Below are 1,828 nucleotides of genomic sequence, written 5' to 3' on the forward strand. Positions count from 1 at the left end.
CTGCTGCCCCGAGGAGATCGCCTTCCGGTTCGGCTGGATCGATACGCGCCAGCTCGAACGTCTGGCGCAGCCGCTCGCCAAGAGCAATTACGGCGGCTACCTGCTCAAGCTGGCGGCGAACCCGTGAGCGGCGCAGGCCGCGTATCCGGACTTGCCTCGGCGGAGCGAAGCTGCTGAGGACAGCGGGCGCGCCGCCCCCGACAGAACAGAGACTTAGCCGTGCCGAAGAAGCTCTCCGACTACACCCTCGCCGACTGGAAGCGGCTGCGCCCGCTGTCGCAGGGCCTGAAGACCGCGCGGTATAATCGGATCGACCGGCGGTATCGGCAGCAACCCGCCAAGGTGGGAGATCCCGCCGCGGTGGCGAAGATGATCACCGGCCGGCGCGCGCTGTTCACGGTGGCGTATCAGGACCCGCAGGCGATCGACCTGCAGATACCGCTGATCCGGCTGTTCGTGCCCGATGCCATCTACATCGTGGTCGACAATTCGCCCGATGACGACCGCGCCACCGAGATCGAACGGATCGCCAAGACTCACGGCGTCCCCTATCTGCGCGCGCCCGATAATCCGTGGCAGAAGAGCAGCCGCTCGCACGGCATCGTGCTGAACTGGATCTGGCACAACATCATCCGGCCGGGCGCGCCGGAGCTGTTCGGCCTGCTCGACCACGATCTGTTTCCGACCGCGCCGGACGATCCTTTCGCGCCGCTCGCCACCCAGGACGTCTATGGTTACGTCCGCACCACCGAGCCACCGAGCGAGCGGTGGTTTCTGTGGGCCGGCTTCACCATGATGCGGTTCTCCGCGGTGCGCGACCTGCCGCTCGACTTTGGCCAGGACTGGTTCCTCGGCCTGGATACCGGCGGTGGCAACTGGGGTCCGCTGTACAGCAAGCTCGATCTTGCCAAGCTGCAGCAATCACCGTCGCGCTTCGTGCCGTACCGGGAAGGTCTCGCCACCTATGACGGGCCGTTTCAATGGTGCGGCACCTGGCTGCACGAAGTCGGCCAGATGGGCGAGCCGGAGATCATGCGCGACAAGCGCCGGGTGGTGGTTGACCTGCTGACGCCGCATCTGGAAGCTGCGCGAAACCTGCCGCCGCGCTGATCCGGGTCAAAGCATCCGCCACGGCACCATCACAAGCTGTGCCGTCGGGCGGATACTTGAGCGGATAGCGGGAGGCCGAGCGAGGACGTGATGGGTGAGGCCGACAGCGGCGGCATCGTCACCGCCAAGAACGTCGATCTGTCGAGCTGCGACCGCGAACTGGTGCAATATCCGGAAGCGATCCAGCCGCACGGCGCAATGCTCACGGTCGACGAGCAGTCCGATCGCGTGCTGCATGCCAGCGCCAATTGCGCGGCGTTCATCGGAAAGCCGCCGGAAGCGGTGATCGGCGCCCCGATCGCTGCCGTGCTCGGGCCGGGCTGGCGCGAGCTGATCGGCTCGCTGCACCGAATGCCGCTCGACAGCGGACCGGTCAACATCGCCCGGGAGTCTTTCCTCGGCTCCGACCAGGGCTGGCATCTGTTCGCCCATCGCTGCGGCGGGCTGATCATCCTCGAATTCGAGAAAGCCGAACCGGAAGCCGCCGGCGCCGCTTCGAACCTGTACTCCGAAGTCCGCGCCGACCTCGCGGCGCTGCAGGCCACCGAAGGCGTGCAGCCGTTCTTCGATCTCGCCGTCGAGCGGATTCGCGCCTTCACCGGTTACGACCGATCCGGTCCGCCAGATAACCGGCGGCCCAGCCACCGACCGCGGAGGCCAGCAGCGTCACAGTGCCGGCAAGGCCGGCCGAACCGGCGTCGACCTTCCACAGCCCGAT

1 protein-coding gene and 1 pseudogene are annotated in these 1,828 nt (G+C 67.0%); both read left to right on the forward strand.

Annotation, left to right across the window (positions count from 1 at the left end; genetic code table 11):
* Positions 1-219 precede the first annotated feature (219 nt).
* Entirely contained in the window at positions 220-1,110 is an 891-nt protein-coding gene (locus DYI24_RS25895; RefSeq protein ID WP_164574349.1) for a hypothetical protein, read from the forward strand.
* 198 nt (positions 1,111-1,308) lie between these two features.
* Positions 1,309-1,518: pseudogene (locus DYI24_RS28475) on the forward strand (hypothetical protein); the annotation flags it as partial.
* Between the last annotated feature and the right edge of the window lie 310 nt (positions 1,519-1,828).

The sequence above is a fragment of the Rhodopseudomonas sp. BR0C11 genome (assembly GCF_010820945.1).
GTDB classification, from domain to species: domain Bacteria; phylum Pseudomonadota; class Alphaproteobacteria; order Rhizobiales; family Xanthobacteraceae; genus Rhodopseudomonas; species Rhodopseudomonas palustris_H.